The sequence below is a fragment of the Parageobacillus sp. G301 genome, assembly GCF_030268025.1.
Classification (GTDB): domain Bacteria; phylum Bacillota; class Bacilli; order Bacillales; family Anoxybacillaceae; genus Parageobacillus_B; species Parageobacillus_B toebii.
On record NZ_BSDB01000002.1, the window covers coordinates 507,106 to 524,333 of the forward strand.

Annotated in this window: 17 protein-coding genes and 3 pseudogenes; all 20 read left to right on the forward strand. The window is 42.2% G+C overall.

Annotated elements, in window-relative coordinates; genetic code table 11:
* Positions 1–759 (forward strand): annotated as a pseudogene (locus tag QSJ37_RS17970) (RHS repeat-associated core domain-containing protein); the annotation flags it as partial.
* Positions 760–768: 9 nt separating this feature from the next.
* On the forward strand, positions 769–1,197 hold the full coding sequence (locus QSJ37_RS11185) for a YxiG family protein (protein ID WP_221198441.1): 429 nt from the start codon (positions 769–771) through the stop codon (positions 1,195–1,197).
* A 295-nt stretch (positions 1,198–1,492) separates the two neighbouring features.
* The gene (locus QSJ37_RS11190) at positions 1,493–1,921 is read left to right on the forward strand and encodes a WapI family immunity protein (RefSeq protein WP_052009605.1); all 429 of its coding nucleotides are present in this window, start codon (positions 1,493–1,495) and stop codon (positions 1,919–1,921) included.
* 181 nt (positions 1,922–2,102) lie between these two features.
* On the forward strand, positions 2,103–2,519 hold the full coding sequence (locus QSJ37_RS11195; RefSeq protein WP_285755221.1) for a DUF4304 domain-containing protein: 417 nt from the start codon (positions 2,103–2,105) through the stop codon (positions 2,517–2,519).
* A 98-nt stretch (positions 2,520–2,617) separates the two neighbouring features.
* Entirely contained in the window at positions 2,618–3,364 is a 747-nt protein-coding gene (locus tag QSJ37_RS11200) for an immunity 26/phosphotriesterase HocA family protein (protein ID WP_285755222.1), read from the forward strand.
* A 45-nt stretch (positions 3,365–3,409) separates the two neighbouring features.
* A pseudogene (locus tag QSJ37_RS11205) lies at positions 3,410–4,318 on the forward strand (RHS repeat-associated core domain-containing protein); the annotation flags it as partial.
* Between the two features lie 23 nt (positions 4,319–4,341).
* Positions 4,342–5,139 (forward strand): hypothetical protein, encoded by a 798-nt coding sequence (locus QSJ37_RS11210; RefSeq protein ID WP_285755223.1) that lies wholly within the window; start codon positions 4,342–4,344, stop codon positions 5,137–5,139.
* A gap of 362 nt (positions 5,140–5,501) precedes the next feature.
* On the forward strand, positions 5,502–5,825 hold the full coding sequence (locus QSJ37_RS11215; RefSeq protein WP_006324135.1) for a hypothetical protein: 324 nt from the start codon (positions 5,502–5,504) through the stop codon (positions 5,823–5,825).
* Between the two features lie 237 nt (positions 5,826–6,062).
* Positions 6,063–6,369, forward strand: a pseudogene (locus QSJ37_RS11220) (RHS repeat-associated core domain-containing protein); the annotation flags it as partial.
* A gap of 482 nt (positions 6,370–6,851) precedes the next feature.
* Positions 6,852–8,030: an ATP phosphoribosyltransferase regulatory subunit gene (locus QSJ37_RS11225; protein WP_285755227.1), complete on the forward strand. Its 1,179-nt coding sequence runs from the start codon at positions 6,852–6,854 to the stop codon at positions 8,028–8,030.
* Between the two features lie 293 nt (positions 8,031–8,323).
* Positions 8,324–8,944: an ATP phosphoribosyltransferase gene (gene hisG / locus QSJ37_RS11230; protein ID WP_062755683.1), complete on the forward strand. Its 621-nt coding sequence runs from the start codon at positions 8,324–8,326 to the stop codon at positions 8,942–8,944.
* A 14-nt stretch (positions 8,945–8,958) separates the two neighbouring features.
* Entirely contained in the window at positions 8,959–10,227 is a 1,269-nt protein-coding gene (gene hisD / locus QSJ37_RS11235; RefSeq protein ID WP_285755228.1) for a histidinol dehydrogenase, read from the forward strand.
* A 13-nt stretch (positions 10,228–10,240) separates the two neighbouring features.
* The gene (gene hisB / locus QSJ37_RS11240) at positions 10,241–10,828 is read left to right on the forward strand and encodes an imidazoleglycerol-phosphate dehydratase HisB (RefSeq protein WP_285755229.1); all 588 of its coding nucleotides are present in this window, start codon (positions 10,241–10,243) and stop codon (positions 10,826–10,828) included.
* 2 nt (positions 10,829–10,830) lie between these two features.
* Positions 10,831–11,466, forward strand: coding sequence for an imidazole glycerol phosphate synthase subunit HisH (hisH, locus tag QSJ37_RS11245; protein ID WP_205424423.1), 636 nt, complete (start codon positions 10,831–10,833; stop codon positions 11,464–11,466).
* The gene (hisA, locus tag QSJ37_RS11250) at positions 11,466–12,203 is read left to right on the forward strand and encodes a 1-(5-phosphoribosyl)-5-[(5-phosphoribosylamino)methylideneamino]imidazole-4-carboxamide isomerase (RefSeq protein WP_062677263.1); all 738 of its coding nucleotides are present in this window, start codon (positions 11,466–11,468) and stop codon (positions 12,201–12,203) included. The genes hisH and hisA overlap by 1 nt, the downstream gene beginning before the upstream one ends.
* On the forward strand, positions 12,200–12,958 hold the full coding sequence (gene hisF, locus QSJ37_RS11255; RefSeq protein ID WP_062677264.1) for an imidazole glycerol phosphate synthase subunit HisF: 759 nt from the start codon (positions 12,200–12,202) through the stop codon (positions 12,956–12,958). The genes hisA and hisF overlap by 4 nt, the downstream gene beginning before the upstream one ends.
* Positions 12,955–13,587, forward strand: a complete 633-nt coding sequence (gene hisIE, locus QSJ37_RS11260; protein WP_285755230.1) for a bifunctional phosphoribosyl-AMP cyclohydrolase/phosphoribosyl-ATP diphosphatase HisIE — start codon at positions 12,955–12,957, stop codon at positions 13,585–13,587. Before hisF ends, hisIE begins: the two co-directional genes overlap by 4 nt.
* Before the next feature lie 107 nt (positions 13,588–13,694).
* Positions 13,695–15,176: a tetratricopeptide repeat protein gene (locus tag QSJ37_RS11265; RefSeq protein ID WP_285755231.1), complete on the forward strand. Its 1,482-nt coding sequence runs from the start codon at positions 13,695–13,697 to the stop codon at positions 15,174–15,176.
* Between the two features lie 76 nt (positions 15,177–15,252).
* Positions 15,253–16,200 carry a thioredoxin-disulfide reductase gene (trxB, locus tag QSJ37_RS11270; RefSeq protein ID WP_062755699.1) on the forward strand — a complete coding sequence of 316 codons (948 nt, stop codon included), beginning with the start codon at positions 15,253–15,255 and terminating at the stop codon, positions 16,198–16,200.
* A 569-nt stretch (positions 16,201–16,769) separates the two neighbouring features.
* Positions 16,770–17,228, forward strand: coding sequence for an 8-oxo-dGTP diphosphatase (locus tag QSJ37_RS11275; RefSeq protein WP_285755232.1), 459 nt, complete (start codon positions 16,770–16,772; stop codon positions 17,226–17,228).

Sequence of the window (17,228 nt, forward strand, 5' to 3'; positions counted from 1 at the left end):
CTAAATGAGCAACAAGGAAACATTGTTGCCCGCTATCAATACGATGCGTGGGGGAATATTCTTTCCCAATCCGGCGCCTTGGCGGATGAAAACCCATACCGATATGCGGGATACCAATATGACAACGAAACGGGTCTCTATTACTTAATTGCCCGGTACTATCATCCAACGCATGGCGTGTTCCTTTCCTTGGATCCAAGCCCAGGGGATGCGGATGATATCCTCACACAGAACGGATATACGTATGCGAACAACAATCCAGTGATGTTGGTGGATCCAGATGGGCATTGGGTCTGGCTGGCCATCAATGCAGGGTTTGCGGTTTATGATGGATATAAGGCATTTAAAAAAGGTGGATGGAAGGCTGCGGCAATTGCTGTAGGTGTAGGGATTGTTGGCGGTGTTGCATTCAAAGGTGTGAAAATCGCTTATGGTGCCTATAAATTAGGTAAGTTTTCAAGAACTTATAGGCTGGCGAAAAAAGTGTCAAAAAAATTTGGGGGAACTTTAGGAAGAACTAAAGGCGATGGATGGAAGGTAACTATTCCAGACGGTAAAAAACCCCTAGTTGTAAGAGTTATGAATAAAGGCGGAATACGTAATAAACCGTACTTTAGAATAAGTAAAGATGGACGCGGCTCTTTGACGTTAGATGGTGAATGGTCTAATCGTCGGGAGCTCACACATATTAATGTATCGAGAAGATCCTATAAACAAATTGTGAGAATGATTAATAAATACAGAGGAGAGATTAGGTGAGTGATTAGTATGAATCAAAAAAAATTAGTTGCTTTATTAAATGAAATGTGGGCTACCGTAGTCAAAAGTTTTCATATTGATATTTTATCTCATACGATTAGTCTAAATGTGAAAGTAGTTGATAATGAGAAATATTATAAGATTGTGTTCAAAGGTGTTTCCTCTTTTTATTTCGTAGAAAACTCTGGAGATTCCCGCTTGAACCCAGTTGATCCAGAAGATGGAGATTACATTGAGCTAACTTCAATTGATTATTATAAGAATGGTATAGGTAAAATTCATATCAGTTCGTCAAAAGAAATTTGGGTTGGTGAATACTTTTCTTCAGCTAACTTTGTACTTGAGTTTTGGGAGGCACTATTATTTATTGAAGCTAAAAGTATAGTGATCAATGGAGAGGAGTTTCTAGTAGATTATCCAGTTAAAGTGCAAAGTTAAAAAATTTTTGATTGATTAATATTGCAAAATGGGCTGTCACATCTATATAGGGCAGCCCTTTGAAAATGCATAAAAGAATTTCCTGAAAATTAAGATATAGGTACTTTTACCACTATAATACACATGGAGATGTCATCGCCCTAACGGATGAGCAAGGAAATATGTGAGTTCCGGAAATTACAAGTATAAAGAATATCAGTTAACAGTTGTATATAATAAGAGAACCAAACGGGTACGTCATTTCCACTATGAGCCATATAAGCAACGAATATAACTGGTAGAAAGGATGCAAAGCATGAAAGTATTTGTATGTGAGGAAGACGCAGATCGAAGCCTAGAGCTAATTATCACGGACTTTGAAAATGAAGGGGATCCGTTTTTTGGTGGATGCTACTTTACAGGAAAAGTAAAGCTAAAAGGTAGTGGCTTTATAGCTGAAACGGTTCACTTTCATTTTGACAATCATGATATCTTTCATTTCTATGAAAGTTTAAAGAAAATATACAGAGAACAAGAAGGTAAAGCAGTTTTTCATTCAGAATCTAAGGAACTAAATGTTGTAGTGCAAATCTACAATAGTGGAGGAGGAATTGTTCAGGTTCAGTTTAAGGATTTACACAGCGAGGATTTTTTTAGTAGCAGTCTGCATATACACATTTCTACATTACCGTATATGCTTGACCAACTGCGGCACCATCTAGATATTTTTAAATACTGCTCATAGTTACTTATGTCATATAGACTCAAAATCAGTTAAGATGGTTTGAGTATCAGACTGTTGTAGACAAAATAGAATTCAGACACCCAGCTTGAATCCTATTTTGCTTTAATGGCACGTACTGTATTAAATTATTTCAAATTTAACAAGTAAAGGGGGGATCTTTATATTATCTAATAAGGATAAAATGGTCGGTGCTTTAAAGAAAATAGTAGTCCCAGAATTAAGAAACAGGGGATTTAAAGGGGCTTTTCCTCATTTTAGGAAGCAAGAAGGTCAGTTAGGTTATTTGCTATCGTTTCAATTTGATAAATGGGGAGGAGGATTTATAATAGAAGCTGGAGTAGCAAGAGTTAATGAGGAAGGAAACGTGGTAGTTGATGGTATCGTTCGACCATTTCAAAAGATGAACGCTTTTCACTTAAACAATCGTTTTAGAATAATGAATAATAAAAATGGAGATAAGGATTGGTTTAAATTCGATAACGAAAACGAAAATTTAGAGGAAGCAGAATTTATTCGAATAGCTAAGAATGTTTTACCATATTTGGATATTGCAGAAAATTGGTTTGAAAAAATAAAGCAAAAGCAAACAGTACGATAGAACCAATCTAGGCGACCTGCTTGCTTTATAGCAGTGTCGTCTTTTTTATAACAATTTAGATAAGCTATTGACTCAAGAAAAAGTAGTAATAAGATGGTATGGTTGGTGATACAATGTCATTTTGGGAAAGCATAAAGAACAAGGAAACAGTTGTTTTAAGTGATGATGCAATCGATTTGTTAAGTGATACGCTCTTAGAAATCAAAAAAATTTATCAAGAAGATTTAGAAAGAATGCCAACGGTAGCTGAATTGGAAGCATTAATTTTGAAGGCTTTACAACTTGATTCAAATATTAATGAACAATTAGGGGAAATGGAAATCGTCGATGTAAATTTTAAATTGAAAAAGAAAAGAAAGACGCCTAATATTGAACCAGGTATTGTATTCGCAATCCCGCTTAAAGAAATTGAAAAATATGCTTATGGTTTAGTAGTAAAAGGAAAAGGATTAAAGGATGACATCTATATACAATATTTCGATATCTTCACTAATGAAATATTAGATATAAAAAACTTTAGTAATCAATTTGAAAAACTTTCTGTTCTATATACTATTAACAGTGGAATATATGGAATCGTTAATAAAGAATGGAGAATTATTGGGAAATTGTCTAAAGGTAAATTCAACCCTGAAGAATATGAGTTACCTGATTTTGTGTTTTACAATGGCAAGGAATATTTTGTGAGTCGAGGGGATGCGAATACACCAATAGCAGAATTAGAGCCTATTTCTAAAGAGGAAGGGGAAAAAATAAAAAATCCAATTGGTCTGATTGGTAGTAATAATATAGTGGAAATGCTTATTAATTCTTACTACGAGAAACAAAATCAAAAATGTATTTAGCCTTTTTAAGGTTATCCCGTGATTTAAGGGATAACCTTTTTATTGTACAGTGAAGACAGCGGGCGCATCCAAAAGAATGTGAATGACGTCATTACGAATTACCATTACTAAGGCGACAGCTTAAACGTCCTGTATGAAACGGACGCAAGTGGAAATGTGGTAAGAGCGTATATATACGGAGAAAACGGGCAACTCCTCGCCATGAAAAAAGGCAATGCGACGTATTTTTACCACTATAACGCGCATGGGGATGTCATCGCCCTGACGGATGCGTAAGGAAACATCGTCGCGCGCTATCAATACGATGCGTGGGGGCACATTCTTTCCCAATCCGGCCAGATGGCAGCCGAAAACCCATACCGATATGCGGGGTACCAATATGACCAAGAAACGGGTCTTTATTACCTGATTGCCCGGTACTACCGCCCAGAACAAGGTGTGTTCCTATCCTTGGATCCAGACCCAGGTGATGAGGACGATATCCTCACACAAAACGGCTATACGTACGCGAACAACAATCCGGTGATGTTGGTGGATTTGGATGGGCATTATGCTCATATTGTTATTATAGCTGGAGTGGGGGCTTATAGAGTTTATAAGATTTATAAGGTCTACAAGAAATATAGAAAGATTTCAAAAAAATATCATTCGAATAGTAAAAGAAATCCTGCGATACATCATGGATATGAAATTTATGATAAAAAAACTAATAAAGTAGTCAAAGTTGGTATTAGTGATGGAAGGATTTCTAAAAAGGGAAAATCATATCGCGCTGAAAGGCGAGTTAGAAAGTGGAATAAGCGATACAAGACAGATCGGTATGCTTCACGAATAGTAAAAACTAACATACGTGGTAGGTATAATGCACTGAGATGGGAAAAAAGGCATACGGAATACATTAATAGAATCCAGCCTAACAACAAATTATCACCTCCATTTCACTATCGCCCATAAATTTAATAAAAGGAAGTGAAAAAATGACTGTTATAAGGGATATTCAACTTTCTATTCCAAGTGATATAAACTATTTTGATCATACTGTAATAGTTGACTATGATACTGGTGAGACAAGCCCCTTTACCGATTATAGGCAAAGCAAGTCCGCCATCTTTCATTATGAAACAAGATGTATTACATCACTTTATACTCGTCTTTTGCCCGAAATTCATACAGATGGGGAAAAGGGAGTTATCATTCAATGCGTACCGGATCTATCTAAATTAAGCGAGAAAGAAATTGAAATGGAAATGGTACCCGATTTTATTACTGTTTATGTTGAAATGGATTATAATCAATACTTCTCTCTTACGGATGACTTGGAAAAAAAGAAAATGGCATTAGAAGTGTTACAAAAGGGTATGGAAAAACTTGCTGATGAGCGAGGATGGGATAAGCAAATTTTTCGTGAAATATACAACAAGATAAAAGAATTAAATTACAAAAATACATTTATCTATAAGAAAAAGAGCAGTCCTAATCGTAGATATATATGTAGCATTATATGTGAACACGAAGTCTCTTATGTAGATATATATTTAGAAATAAAACGTCAAAAAGGAAATAAGGTTTTAAAGAAAGAAAGATTAGTAAGAGTAGACAGATCACACGAATCTTTTTATTGGAGATATTTAGGTGATTTAACATGGACACTAAATCATAAGGTGACATTTACTGATCGTTTACATCATTTCGGGTGGGTTGTAACTTTTTTAGAAAAAGAAAACGAAACACAGATTATATGGAAAGTAAATAAAGTGTCTTATCTTTCTTCATAAACTGTTTAATGCAAAATAAAACTGATAAAAATTAAGCACTAAATTGGAAACAAAACAGGTCAGTTTTTCTCAAAAAATATAATTTCACAGACACGGCTTTACATGGAGTGGCGTGCATGGTAGGCTGGTTGCCTCTGCGAATTCCTTTTGTGCTGCGGCCTTCGCAAAATAATCCATGCACGCAGAGGATCCATGTCAAGCCTTATAGGGTAAGATAATTTATATTGGTATATGGATTATATTTACTTTTATGGAACATAGGGTGCTAAACTTTTTCATTGCATTTCGCTTAAATTTTTAGTTGCAGAAAACAATCGTAGTAAACAGGAAAGATATTATCCTGATGAATGGAGGCCATGATAATGAACGACTATGAAATACTTTTTCAAAAATATGTAAAAGAATTAAAAGAGGCAATTGAAGAAGAAAAGGAATTTTTAGATCCGAATCTTGACAAAGAGAGATATGAATACGAATTAAGTATTAGCGGAAGAGTAATTGCCGTATTTAGGAAATATTGGTTTGAGTGTGACAAGTTAAACGATAATGAGGAAAATGAATACTATGTAAATCCAAAAGATTTTTGTGTTGATTGGTTGTCAGGTGAACATGAGGAGCTATTTAGAATTATTGAAAAAATGCCATATTATCCAATAGGAATAGACGAACATGGAAATTATGTTTAAAAAAACAGCTGTAATATGGGCTATCTCATGATTTATGAGATAGTCTTTTTATTTTTATGTGAAAAAAATGAATAGAAAACAAAGAAAAAATTTAGGTATATAGGTTGTAATAAAGAATTTCCGATCTCCATGTCCCGTCTTTATCACCTGACAAGCTGGCACGGTGACAAGAAGAGCGAACAATGCCATGTAAAACAAAATTGCAACTTATATAGTTTCTCATCACAAAAAAGTACTTCCATGTATTTTTATCACTATAACGCCCATGGCGATGTCATCGCCTTAACGGATGCGCAAGGAAACATCGTGGCCCGTTACCAATACGATGCGTGGGGGGACATTCTTTCCCAATCCAGCGCCTTAGCAGATGAAAACTCATACCGATATGCGGGGTACCAATATAACAACGAAACAGGTCTGTATTATCTGATCGTCCGGTACTACCACCCAACGCATGGCGTGTTCCTTTCCTTTGATCCAGACCCAGGAGATGCGGAATGACATTCTTACGCAGAATGGCTATACGTATGCGAACAAACAGCCTGATGATAGTCCGGATAGGGGATTCGCGTATACTGTAGGGTTTTAATTTTGTTCGTATAAGTAAAATGTTTGTTAGAGAAAATCGGCTTTATTCTTTATCGAAGGAGATGGGTAAAGAAAAAGAGAATTACATAAAAAGAGTTCTCTTCTTGTAAGATAGCAATTTGGACCAAAAAACGAATGCCTATGCAAAAAGATAACCCCATTCTCCGCCTGTCGCTAAGCCTAAAAGAATGGGGAGGGGAATTGTTTCGGTTATTGCGGAAATGCTTCGCAGAGCGTGATTTAGCGTGTACTAGTGAGGGAAAACGCTTGACTAAATCTGTAAATAACATTTCCTTCAAAAATTCTCCTCCAACATTTTGAATCAGTCGATATAAAGTTTATGGTTGACGTCACGGCCAATGAGGAGTAAACTACTAATAACTTCACTTCTCTACCATATTAGCAAACTAAAGTATTTATTATAAAGGACGTGTGAACATGACCAAAAAGTTGTTTATGTTCGAAAAACCGTTAGGCATGCGTGATACATTGCCGTTTTTATATGAAATAAAAAAACGTGTTCGCCAGGCGATGATTCGTGAAATTGAAACATGGGGATATGAATTGATCGAAACGCCTACATTGGAATATTACGAGACAGTCGGGACCGTATCGGCGATTGACGACCATCAGTTGTTTAAACTGCTTGACCAGCAAGGTCATACCCTTGTCCTTCGTCCCGATATGACCGCTCCGATCGCAAGGCTGGCTGCTTCCCGTCTTTACAAGGAAGGCAATCCGCTCCGCCTTGCGTATAACGCAAACGTGTTCCGCGCCCAGCAGCGCGAGGGAGGACGCCCGGCGGAATTTGAACAAATTGGTGTCGAATGCATTGGGGACGGCACGGTCGCAGCGGATGCGGAAGTGATTAGTGTCATGATTGCGGCGCTTAAGCAGGCTGGGCTGCAGCATTTCACGGTGACAATCGGTCATATCGGCTACGTCAACGCTTTGTTTTTAGAGATTGTAGGGAATGAGGAACGTGCCAGCGTATTGCGCCGCTTTTTATACGAGAAAAATTACGTTGGCTATAGGGAGCATGTGAAGTCTCTGCCCCTTTCTTCCATTGACCAAAAGCGCCTGCTTCAATTATTGCATTTACACGGCAACGACATGACGATGGAAGAAGCCAAGGAGCTTGTTCATAGCGAGGAAGGAAAGCGAGCGGTCGATGATCTTTGCGAACTTTCGAACGCGCTTCAACTATATGGCGTTGATGATGTAGTGAAAATCGATATGACGCTTGTTAGCCATATGAGTTATTATACGGGCATTTTATTTGAAGTATATGCTGAACACGTTGGCTTCCCAATTGGAAATGGAGGCCGTTATGACGAGCTGTTGGAGAAATTTTCTCGGAAAGCCCCAGCGACCGGGTTTGGCATTCGCGTCGACCGATTAATCGAGGCGCTCGGGGAATCGGAAGAGGAGGCAGCGATCGAGTGCATCGTATTTAGCCAAGAGCGGTTCGCTGAAGCGATTGAGCTTGCAAAAACAAAGCGGCGGGAAGGAAAGCGCGTGGTGCTTCAGCATATTTCTGGGATCCGTGATATTGATGCCTACAGCAAACGGTATAAGCCAATTACTTATTTGCTCGGCAGCACGGAAAAAGAGTGATCAGGCGCGTTGATTGACCAATAAAAAACAGTTACCTTGGTCGATACATAGCTTTTTTGCCGGAGTCGGCAAAGCCAATGCTTGCCGACTGGGCATGCGACGCATGCCCATCCCCAACGGCGAACGCCTTGCGGACAAACTTGATTTGTCCGCTAGCGTTCCCGTTTGGGGATTACGGCAGAAAAGCTGAGTTCACTCTTTGTTCCCCCTGACTATATAGACCTATATAGACTTATTGCTACACTATTATGCCTTCATAATAGATAATCAACACTCATGAGGAGTGATAAACAATGCTGACGATTGCGATGCCGAAAGGGAGGATTTTCGACGAAGCGCTCGAACTGCTCCGGAAAGCGGATTATACGCTCCCTCCGGAATTTGCCGAGTCAAGAAAACTAATGATTGAAGTTCCGGAAGAAAACATGCGCTTTATTCTCGCCAAGCCGATGGACGTCGTCACCTATGTGGAACATGGGGTAGCCGATTTAGGCATTGCCGGTAAAGACGTGATGATGGAAGAAGAGCGTGATGTGTACGAGCTGTTAGATTTAAAGATTAGCAAATGTCATTTAGCGGTGGCAGGATTGCCGGGTGTGCGCATGAATCAAATCGCGCCGCGCGTAGCGACGAAATACCCAAATATCGCCTCCAGCTATTTTCGCGAACAAGGCGAGCAAGTCGAAATTATTCGGTTGAATGGCTCCATTGAGCTTGCTCCGCTCATTGGGCTTGCCGACCGCATCGTCGATATAGTCTCAACCGGACGGACGCTGAAAGAAAACGGGCTGGTGGAATTGGAGAAAATCGCTGATGTCACATCGCGATTAATCGTCAACCCGGTCAGCTACCGCATGAAAGACGAAGCGGTTGATGAGCTAGTTCATCGTTTATCCGAAGTCATTCCGCAATGAAGGAGAGAGCAAACGTGAAAATCGAACGAGTGACAAACCGTGTATCATTGCGCCGTACGATTGAATCGGGAACGGAAGAACAGCGCAGTAAGGTTCTGGAGATTATTGCCGATGTGCGCGCTCGCGGTGATGAAGCGCTAAAAAGTTATACAGAAAAATTCGATGGCGTCCGCCTTGATTCGCTGTGCGTGACAAACGAAGAAATAGAAAGAGCGTATCAGAACGTAAGCGCAGAAGTGCTTCGGATCATCCAAGAGGCGGCGGAAAACATTCGCGATTATCATGAACGGCAAAAGAGAGAGTCATGGATCATGACAAAAGAAGACGGCACGATGCTCGGTCAGAAAATAACGCCGCTTGATGCGGTTGGACTGTATGTTCCAGGAGGAACAGCCGCCTACCCGTCATCGGTGCTCATGAACGTTGTTCCTGCCCAAGTGGCAGGTGTCAAACGAATTGTGATCACATCTCCGCCAAATAAAGACGGAACGCTTCCGGCCGGCGTGTTAGTGGCGGCGAACGAATTAGGAGTGAAAGAAATATATAAAGTCGGCGGTGCGCAGGCGATTGCCGCGCTTGCGTACGGAACGGAGACGATTCGTCCGGTCGATAAAATTTTCGGGCCAGGCAACATTTACGTGGCGCTCGCGAAACGCGAAGTGTTCGGGCAAGTCGCGATTGATATGATTGCCGGACCGAGCGAAATCGTCGTGTTGGCGGATGAAACGGCAAAGGCGAACGAAATTGCCGCTGATTTGTTGTCACAAGCCGAGCATGATGAGCGCGCTTCCGCGATTCTCGTCACTCCATCGATGAAATTGGCGCTTGCAGTCGCACGCGAGGTCGAAAAACAGCTTGAGACGCTGCCGCGCAAAGCGATTGCCGCTGCATCGCTCGAGAACTACGGAGCCATTTACGTCACAGAAACGCTTGCGGAAGCGGTGGAAGTTGTGAATGAATTAGCACCGGAGCATTTGGAAGTGATGACAGCCGAACCGATGCAACTCCTTGGTCAAATCCGCCATGCGGGAGCGATTTTTTTAGGGCGCTTCAGCTCGGAGCCGGTTGGCGATTACTTCGCCGGTCCGAACCACGTGCTGCCGACGAATGGTACAGCCCGGTTTTCGAGCGGATTAAGCGTGGATGAATTTGTGAAAAAATCGAGCATCATTTTTTATAGCGAACCGACGCTAAAGCAAAACGCGGAAAAAATCGCGGCGTTTGCCAGACTTGAAGGGCTTGAAGCACATGCGCGCGCCGTTGAAGAACGTTTTAAAAAATAAGGGGGATTTTTCCATGGAAAGACATGCATCGATTTTGCGGAAGACAAATGAGACGGATATTCAACTAGCATTTACGATTGACGGGGAAGGAAGAGCGGAACTGGATACCGGTGTGCCGTTTTTAACGCATATGCTCGATTTGTTTACAAAGCACGGCCAATTTAATTTAACGGTCACCGCCAAAGGTGATACGGAGGTGGATGATCACCATACGACCGAAGATATCGGGATTTGTCTCGGTCAGGCGCTGCGGGAGGCGCTTGGCGATAAAAAAGGAATAAAACGTTACGGAAATGCGTTTGTGCCGATGGATGAAGCGCTCGCCCAAGTCGTCGTCGATTTAAGCAACCGTCCGCATTTTGAGTTTCGCGGAGAGTTTCCAAGCCAAAAAGTCGGAACGTTTGATGTCGAACTTGTGCATGAATTTTTATGGAAATTGGCGCTCGAAGCGCGCATGAATTTGCACGTCATTATCCATTATGGGCGCAATACGCATCACATGATTGAAGCGGTGTTTAAAGCATTAGGGCGCGCGCTCGATGAAGCGACGATGATCGACCCGCGCGTCAAAGGCGTTCCATCAACGAAAGGGATGTTGTAACGATGATTGGCATTATTGATTATGGAATGGGCAACTTATACAGCGTCAGCAAAGCGTTAGAGCGCTTGCGCTATGAGTACATTATTTCCGATGATCCAAAGGAATTGAAAAACGCGAAAGGACTCATTTTGCCTGGGGTCGGTTCGTTTAAAGATGCGATGCATATTTTGCGGGAAACAGGGCTTGCCAAGTTTGTTTGCGAGGCGGTAAATGAAGGCACTCCACTTCTTGGCATTTGTCTTGGCATGCAGCTATTGTTTGAAGAAAGCGAGGAAAACGGGTTAACAGAAGGATTAGGGCTGCTTAGCGGCCGTGTCGTTCGCATTCCCGGCGTGACGGCAACCGGAAAGCGGTATAAAGTGCCGCATATGGGCTGGAACCGTCTCGTTTTCCGTCATCCATCTCCGCTTTTGCAAAACGTGGAAGAAGGGCACGTTTATTTCGTCCATTCGTACTATGTGGTGACCGATGATGACGATGTTGTGCTTGCAAGCAGTTTTTACAATGTGGAGGTGCCCGCTGTCGTTGGAAAAGGAAACGTGTATGGGACACAGTTTCATCCGGAAAAAAGCGGCGAGATCGGCATGAAAATTTTGCAAAACTATGCGGCGATCGCCGAAGGAAAGGGGAGTATGTGATGGCGGCATTTACGATTTATCCGGCGATTGATATGCGCGGCGGCAAATGCGTCCGTCTTTTGCAAGGGGATTATCATAAAGAAACGGTATATGGCGATTCACCGGTTGAAATGGCCGCTTTCTTCGCTGAACAAGGAGCCGAATGGATTCATATGGTCGACCTTGACGGAGCGAAAGAAGGAAAACGCATAAACGACCAGTTCGTCGTCGAAGTGGCGAAACAGCTGCCGGTGAAAGTGCAAATTGGCGGCGGCATTCGCACGGAAGACGATATTGTGTATTATTTAGAAAACGGTGTGGCACGCGTCATTTTAGGAAGCGCTGCTATCGCCGATCCGCCGTTTGTAAAAGAAATGCTGAAAAAATACGGAGAGCGCATCGCCATCGGTATTGATGCGAAAAATGGATTTGTTGCGACGGAAGGATGGTTGAACACATCGAATGTCAAAGCAACCGACCTTGGGAAAGAGCTTGCAGAAGCTGGGGCGCAAACGTTTATTTTTACGGATATCGCAACGGACGGAATGTTGTCAGGCCCGAATATTCAAGCGGTTGTGGAAATGGCGCGCGCAACTGAAAAACATGTCATCGCATCAGGTGGCGTCAGCTCTCTGGAGGATTTGGTGTCGCTCCAAACATATGCCGATGCCGGCGTGATTGGCGCGATTGTCGGCAAAGCGCTCTATACGAAGAAATTCACGGTCGCGGAAGCGCTGAAGGTGGTGCAAGGGAAATGATTACGAAGCGCATTATTCCTTGTTTGGATGTGAAAGATGGACGCGTCGTGAAAGGGGTGCAGTTTGTTCAGCTTCGCGACGCCGGAGATCCAGTCGAACTGGCGAAGTTTTACGATGAACAAGGAGCGGACGAGCTTGTCTTTTTAGATATTTCCGCCTCTTACGAAGGGCGGAAAACGATGGTGGAAGTCGTCGAGAAAGTCGCCGCACAGTTGGCGATTCCGTTTACGGTCGGCGGCGGGATCAATTCGTTGGATGATATGAAAACGATCTTGCGCGCCGGTGCGGATAAAGTGTCGCTCAATACCGCCGCTGTTCGCAACCCGAACCTCATTACGGAAGGAGCGGACTTTTTTGGGTCGCAATGCATTGTCGTTGCGATTGATGCGAAATATGATGAGACGATTGGCTCGTGGCGCGTGTATACGCACGGCGGGAGAAACGCAACGGACTTGGAAGTGGTCGAATGGGCAAAAGAGGCGGTCCGCCGCGGTGCGGGGGAAATTTTATTGACAAGCATGGATTGCGATGGTGAAAAAAATGGTTTTGATATTGCGTTAACGAGAACGGTAAGCGAAGCGGTTTCCGTTCCGGTCATTGCTTCGGGCGGAGCCGGCAACGCGAAACATTTCCTTGAAGTGTTTGAAAAAGGGAAAGCAGATGCGGCGCTTGCTGCTTCGATTTTTCATTATAAAGAAACATCGGTGAAAGAAGTAAAAGCGTATTTAAAAGAAAGAGGGGTAAACATCCGATGAACCTCGCAAACATCCGATTTGACGAAAAAGGTCTCGTTCCGGCAATTGTCCAAGACGCGCAAAGCAAAGAAGTGTTGATGCTTGCCTATATGAATGAAGAATCGCTAAAAAAATCGCTCGAAACAGGCGAAACATGGTTTTACAGCCGCTCGCGCGGGGAACTTTGGCATAAAGGCGCAACTTCCGGCAATACGCAGCGCATTGTCGAGATGCGTTATGATTGTGACAGTGACGCGCTTTTGGTGCTTGTCGAGCCAGCCGGACCAGCTTGCCATACGGGAAGCTATTCGTGTTTTTCGAACCGTATTAATGGAGAAAAATACGAAGCTTCTCTAAACCGATTTGCGATTATTAACACGTTAGAGGAGATCATCGCGAAACGGGATGCGGAACGTCCTGAAGGAGCGTATACGACGTATTTATTTGAAAAAGGCGTGGATAAAATTTTAAAGAAAGTCGGTGAGGAAGCGGCCGAAGTTATTATTGCCGCGAAAAATCGCAGCCATGACGAATTGAAATGGGAAGTTGCCGATTTATTGTATCATTTGCTTGTGCTGCTAAGGGAGCAAAAACTTCCGCTTGATGCGGTGTTGGAAGTGCTAACTAAGCGGCATAGTGCTAAGCAGTGACGTCGAGCTGGCTTCTTGCTGGGCCAGCTTTTATTATTTTTATGTTTGCTTTTCCGAAGAATGTGGTATACTTTTTTCGGTAAATTCAACAATAGATGGAGGATTCCATGGAAAAGCAACTAAAGTCAAAGCAGCAAAAAGCGAAAATTATTCCATTTATCCAAAACGGTGAATACTATTTCAAAAAAGGAATGCAAGCGTATCAACAACGCGATTTATATAAAGCAAAAAAATATTTTGAACGAGCCGTTCAATATGATAAAAACGATGCTACATTTGTATTGCAGCTTGCCTCCGTGCTTGCTGAGTTAGGAGAATATCAGGCTTCGAATCAATGGTTATTCAAGATTGTCCATGAATTAGATGAAACGATGTATGAATGTTTTTATTTTTTAGCAAACAACTTTGCTCATCTCGGATTATTCCGCGAGGCGATGAAGTATGCGGAAATGTATTTAGCTTGTGATCCAAATGGCCATTTTGTCGAAGATACAGAGGACTTAATAGAATTGTTAAAAATCGATCAAGAAGATGAAAACAGCGATGAGCAGGATGATTTAATTGTATTGCAGGAACGGGCGCGGTTTTTATTGGAAAAAGAGGAGTTTCCAGAAGCAATTCGCCTGCTAGAAACGATAATTGCGAACTATCCTGAATTTTGGTCAGCGTACAATAATTTGGCGCTCGCCTACTTTTACAACGGAAATGTGCAAAAGGCGCAAGAAATTGTCGAACAAGTGCTAGAGCGAAACCCAGGTAATTTACATGCGCTTTGCAATCTCCTTGTCTTTTATTATTATTTGCGCAATGAACAGCAAGTAAAACGTCTTTCTGACAAATTGGCATGTGTGTATCCGTTTTTTATCGAGCATCGCTATAAGCTTGGAGCGACATTCGCGCTTGTCGGCCGTTTCGACCTCGCTTTTAAATGGCTATATCATTTATATAAAATGGGCTATGATGGAGATGATGCCTTTTATTATTGGCTTACCTATGCAGCCTATTATACCGGCCGCGAAGAATTAGCGAAAAATGTTTGGGAGAAGGTAATAAAAGTAAATCCTGACAAACGCGGAGAGGAGCCGTGGACGTTTTCCTCTCTATCTGTCGACCATGAACTTCGGAGCATTATTCGTTGGTTTAACCAAACGAATATAGCAGAAATGTTATATGGACTTTATTTGCTTAGTCAATCGCCGTACAAAAATGATCCCGCGCTTTCCATTGCGATTCGTCGTTATTTGACTGATCATCCGCTCCTTAGTCAATTTGCCGATTATTTTCTATTTCATATGACAGAAACGTCTCCTTCATATGTCATCAATAGCCATATCATTATCAATGAGTTATCGATGAAAAATGATCAGATCGACGAAAACATGTATATTTCATGGTTTTCCGTCGTCGTAAACGCATTGCCGACAAAAGAGCGATTTTCTAACCATTCTGCTTGGGCGGCGGCGATGGAGTATGTATGGCGGCAGCAACAAGGGCAACGTGTAACACAAAAATGGATTGCGGATAAGTATCATGTTTCATTATCAACGGTGAAAAAATATGTAAAGAAAGTGAAAGAGCTGTTATCGTGAGCAAATTAATAGACGCTCATTCGAAACTTCTATACGATAATGGTAAAAGACTAATCAATGAAGGAGTGGAAGCAACGTGTCAGAGGAAAAAATTTACGACGTCATTATCGCGGGAGCCGGACCAGCAGGGATGACTGCCGCTGTCTATACATCTCGCGCCAATTTATCTACATTAATGATTGAGCGTGGTGTACCAGGAGGACAAATGGTAAATACAGAAGACGTGGAAAATTATCCTGGATATGAGAATATCTTAGGTCCAGAATTGGCGACAAAAATGTTTGAACATGCAAAGAAATTTGGTGCGGAATATGCATACGGCGAAGTAAAAGAAATTATTGACGGCGAAGCATATAAAACGGTGATTGTCGGCGATAAACAATACAAAGCACGCGCTGTCATTATTGCAACTGGTGCGGAGTATAAAAAACTCGGTGTACCTGGTGAAGCGGAATTTAGCGGCCGCGGTGTTTCTTATTGCGCTGTCTGTGACGGGGCGTTCTTTAAAGGAAAAAATCTCGTTGTCGTTGGTGGCGGGGACTCCGCGGTAGAAGAAGGGATCTATTTAACTCGCTTTGCTAATAAGGTAACGATCGTTCATCGCCGTGACCAATTACGTGCGCAAAAAATTTTACAAGACCGCGCATTTGCCAATGAAAAAATTGATTTTATTTGGAACCATACCGTAAAACAAATTAATGGAAAAGATGGGAAAGTAAACAGCGTGACACTTGTTCATACGCAAACGGGAGAGGAACGGGAATTTCCGTGCGATGGCGTGTTTATTTATATCGGCATGCTTCCGCTTTCGAAGCCATTTGAGAGCCTTGGCATTACGAACGAAAACGGATATATCGAAACGAATGAGCTTATGGAAACAAAAGTGCCGGGTATTTTTGCGGCAGGAGACGTCCGCGAAAAATCATTACGGCAAATCGTTACAGCAACGGGGGACGGAAGCATTGCAGCGCAAAGCGCACAACATTATGTGGAAGAGTTAAAGGAAAAATTAAACATAAAGTAATGAAATCGTAATAGACGTTTAATTCTGCTGTAACACGCATGAAACATTTTTTTTGTATGCTAAAAGTAAGTAATTGACCCCCTTTTATATAGATCTTTTTGTTCAGCACGGGTACCCTTTCCCGTGCTTCTTTTTTTATGTGTGAACAAGTATGTGTGTGTTGCGGAGGCGCCTTCCGCTTTTCTTCGTTGGCTAGCTCGGCGGCTAGCTCTCTTGTGCGAAATAACCTTCTCCCTTGAAGTGCAAGCACTTCAGCGGTCGAAGAACATTTCGCTTCGAGAGCTGTTCGCGCCGCCTCCGCTTTTCTTTTTGTCTAGCTCCAGGCGCCATCGGCTCGCGACGCTTCGGCCCCGCTGTGGCGGCGACACATTGAATTAACTTCTCTGAGTAACCCACGCAAGACCAAACTTTGTTTGGTCTGAGCTTCCTCGCGGGTCCTCTAGCGCGTTTCGCCGATAAGCGGGCGCCTTCCGCTTTTCTTCGTTGTAGCGAACTGTAAGAAATAGTATAATAAAATAAATGGAATTCTAAGACTTTGGATGTTATGTAGTTATGTTGAGGTGAGCGTGTTGCAACGCGTGACGAATTGCGTTTTACTAAAATATGGAAAAGTATTATTATTGCAAAAGCCGAAGCGGGGTTGGTGGGTTGCCCCGGGAGGAAAGATGGAACAAGGAGAATCCATCCGCGAAGCGTGCATTCGCGAATATCGCGAGGAAACAGGGATTTACTTAAAAAACCCAAAGCTCAAAGGAATTTTTACGATGGTCATCAAAGAACAAGAACAAATCGTTTCTGAATGGATGATGTTTACTTTTTTTGCCGAACAATTTGACGGAGAAAATGTTCCATATTCCGAAGAAGGAAAGTTGGAATGGCATCCGATGGAAACAATCCATCAGCTTCCGATGGCACCAGGTGATTATCATATTTTAGATTACGCGCTAAAAGGATCAGACATTATGTACGGGACGTTTATATATACGAAAGATTTTGAGCTGCTTTCCTATCGGTTAGATCCCAGTTAA

What these genes read in the sequence shown, in the direction of transcription:
- QSJ37_RS11185 (WP_221198441.1), top strand. Translation starts at nt 769, where the DNA reads ATGAATCAAAAAAAATTAGTTGCTTTATTAAATGAAATGTGGGCTACC.
- QSJ37_RS11190 (WP_052009605.1), top strand. Translation starts at nt 1,493, where the DNA reads ATGAAAGTATTTGTATGTGAGGAAGACGCAGATCGAAGCCTAGAGCTA.
- QSJ37_RS11195 (WP_285755221.1), top strand. Translation starts at nt 2,103, where the DNA reads ATGGTCGGTGCTTTAAAGAAAATAGTAGTCCCAGAATTAAGAAACAGG.
- QSJ37_RS11200 (WP_285755222.1), top strand. Translation starts at nt 2,618, where the DNA reads ATGGTTGGTGATACAATGTCATTTTGGGAAAGCATAAAGAACAAGGAA.
- QSJ37_RS11210 (WP_285755223.1), top strand. Translation starts at nt 4,342, where the DNA reads ATGACTGTTATAAGGGATATTCAACTTTCTATTCCAAGTGATATAAAC.
- QSJ37_RS11215 (WP_006324135.1), top strand. Translation starts at nt 5,502, where the DNA reads ATGAACGACTATGAAATACTTTTTCAAAAATATGTAAAAGAATTAAAA.
- QSJ37_RS11225 (WP_285755227.1), top strand. Translation starts at nt 6,852, where the DNA reads ATGACCAAAAAGTTGTTTATGTTCGAAAAACCGTTAGGCATGCGTGAT.
- hisG (WP_062755683.1), top strand. Translation starts at nt 8,324, where the DNA reads ATGCTGACGATTGCGATGCCGAAAGGGAGGATTTTCGACGAAGCGCTC.
- hisB (WP_285755229.1), top strand. Translation starts at nt 10,241, where the DNA reads ATGGAAAGACATGCATCGATTTTGCGGAAGACAAATGAGACGGATATT.
- hisH (WP_205424423.1), top strand. Translation starts at nt 10,831, where the DNA reads ATGATTGGCATTATTGATTATGGAATGGGCAACTTATACAGCGTCAGC.
- hisA (WP_062677263.1), top strand. Translation starts at nt 11,466, where the DNA reads ATGGCGGCATTTACGATTTATCCGGCGATTGATATGCGCGGCGGCAAA.
- hisF (WP_062677264.1), top strand. Translation starts at nt 12,200, where the DNA reads ATGATTACGAAGCGCATTATTCCTTGTTTGGATGTGAAAGATGGACGC.
- hisIE (WP_285755230.1), top strand. Translation starts at nt 12,955, where the DNA reads ATGAACCTCGCAAACATCCGATTTGACGAAAAAGGTCTCGTTCCGGCA.
- QSJ37_RS11265 (WP_285755231.1), top strand. Translation starts at nt 13,695, where the DNA reads ATGGAAAAGCAACTAAAGTCAAAGCAGCAAAAAGCGAAAATTATTCCA.